Source organism: Streptomyces sp. SID3212, assembly GCF_009865405.1.
Classification (GTDB): domain Bacteria; phylum Actinomycetota; class Actinomycetes; order Streptomycetales; family Streptomycetaceae; genus Streptomyces.
In genome coordinates this window covers 1-951 of the sequence record NZ_WWJY01000291.1, presented here as the reverse complement: position 1 = coordinate 951, position 951 = coordinate 1, and the positions used below count along the sequence as shown (strand labels likewise).

Here is a 951-nt window from a genome sequence, read left to right as displayed (position 1 = left end):
CCAACGACGCCTGCTCGACGCGGTGTACGCCGCCCTGGTGCACGGCGGCCACCTCACGGCCGACGGCACGGTGACCGCGCTCCACCACGACGCCGCCGCGTTCGGCGCGGAACTGGCCAGGACCCACCCGCACAGCGCGGGCGCCCTGGAGCTCATCGCCGACTGTGCCGCCGCGCTGCCCGAGGTGCTCGCCGGCCGCAGGGCGGGACTCGAGCTCCTGTTCCCGGGCGGCTCCGACCGGCGTGTCGCCCCGCTCTACCACGACGACCCGCGGTCGGCCTTCTTCAACACCGCGTGCGCCGGCGCCGTACGGGCGGCGGTCGCGCGCGTACTGGACGACGATCCGGGCGCCACGGTGTCCGTACTGGAGATCGGTGCGGGAACCGGCGGCACCAGCCGTCCCGTCCTCGGCGCCCTGGCGCCGTACGGGTCCCGGCTGAGCTACGACTACACCGACCTGGCCACCGGCCTGGTGCGGCGCGCCGAGCAGCGCCTCGGTGCCGAGCACCCCTTTGTACGCTTCCGGGTGCTGGACGTCTCCGCCGATCCGGCGGCGCAGGGGTTCCCGGCGGGTGGCTGGGACGTGGTGCTCGCCGCGAACGTCCTCCACGCCACCCCGGACCTGCGGCAGACCCTGGCCAACTGCCGCCGGCTGCTGCGTCCAGGCGGTGTCCTGGTGCTCAACGAGGCCACCCGGGTGCTCGACTCGGTGAACGTGGTCTTCGGCCTGACGGACGGCTGGTGGGCCTACCGGGACGGCGAACTGCGCCTGCCGCACGCGCCCCTGCTGCGTCCCGCCGCCTGGCGGGCGCTGCTGGCCGCGTCCGGTTTCCGGGACGTCCGCGCGCAGGGTGTGCCCGGCGTGCCCGACGCGGAGTCGGGGCAGCACATCCTGATCGCCGAGCACGACGGCTGGACCGAGGTGCCGGACGAGGCCGCGGTACCGGTGAC

Annotated in this window: 1 protein-coding gene; it reads left to right on the top strand. The window is 75.3% G+C overall.

The genetic code is table 11. From position 1 onward, the window contains the following. On the top strand, nucleotides 1-951 hold a 951-nt coding region (locus tag GT042_RS08945), incomplete at both ends, for a class I SAM-dependent methyltransferase (protein WP_161308169.1).